The sequence below is a fragment of the Microvirga sp. HBU67558 genome (genome assembly GCF_018069605.1).
In the GTDB taxonomy this organism is placed as follows: Bacteria; Pseudomonadota; Alphaproteobacteria; order Rhizobiales; family Beijerinckiaceae; genus Microvirga; species Microvirga terrae.
Genome location: NZ_JAGPUP010000298.1, coordinates 1 through 1,002, shown reverse-complemented (window position 1 = coordinate 1,002; position 1,002 = coordinate 1). Strand labels below are relative to the sequence as shown.

At 68.0% G+C, this 1,002-nt stretch carries 1 protein-coding gene; it reads right to left on the bottom strand.

Annotation, left to right across the window (positions count from 1 at the left end):
• Nucleotides 1-1,002, bottom strand: a 1,002-nt coding sequence (locus KBI52_RS01340; protein WP_173944977.1) for an ABC transporter ATP-binding protein, incomplete at both ends; no start/stop codon positions are given.

The following is a 1,002-nucleotide window of genomic DNA, read 5'->3' as shown; positions in this document are numbered from 1 at the left end:
AGGCGCTTTCCGGTCTGCTCGTCGAAGAGGTGGACGAGCTTGGGATCGGGGGTGACGCGGATCTGCTGGCCGGGCTGCGCGTTGACGCGCTCGCGGAACACGCCCACCACGTCGGCCCCGCCGAACTTGGCGAAGACCTGCGTCTCCGAGCCGGTCGGCTCGACCACCGCCACCTCGGCCGGCACCCCGTTGGCATCGTCCAGCATGAAGTGCTCGGGCCGGATGCCGTAGATGATCGGCTGCCCGTCGGACGCCGCCGGCGCGTTGGCCACCGGCAGGGTGATGCCGGTGCCGGTCACGAAGCGCCCGCCCTGGAGATGGCCTTTGAGGAAGTTCATCGCCGGCGAGCCGATGAAGCCGGCCACGAACAGGTTGGCCGGGCGGTCATAGAGCTCGAGCGGGGCACCGACCTGCTCGACCACGCCATCGTGCATCACGACGATCTTGTCGGCCATGGTCATGGCCTCGATCTGGTCGTGGGTGACGTAGATCGTGGTGGTCTTCAGGCGCTGGTGCAGGGCCTTGATCTCGGTGCGCATGGCCACCCGCAGCTTGGCGTCGAGGTTGGAGAGCGGCTCGTCGAAGAGGAATACCTGCGGGTCGCGCACGATGGCCCGGCCCATGGCGACGCGCTGGCGCTGGCCGCCGGAGAGCTGGCGCGGGTAGCGGTCGAGGAGCTTGCCGAGGCCGAGGATCTCGGCCGCGCGGTCGACCCGCGACTTGATCTCGCTCTTGGGGGCGCGCTTGAGCTTGAGCGAGAAGGCCATGTTGTCGGCCACCGTCATGTGCGGGTAGAGCGCGTAGTTCTGGAACACCATGGCGATGTCGCGCTCTTTGGGCGGCACGTCGTTGACCACCTTCGGGCCGATGCGCAGCTCGCCCCCGGAGATGTTCTCCAGCCCGGCGATCATGCGCAGCAGGGTCGACTTGCCGCAGCCGGACGGACCGACCAGGATCACGAACTCCCCGTCCTGGATGTCAATCGACACCCCGTGAATGACC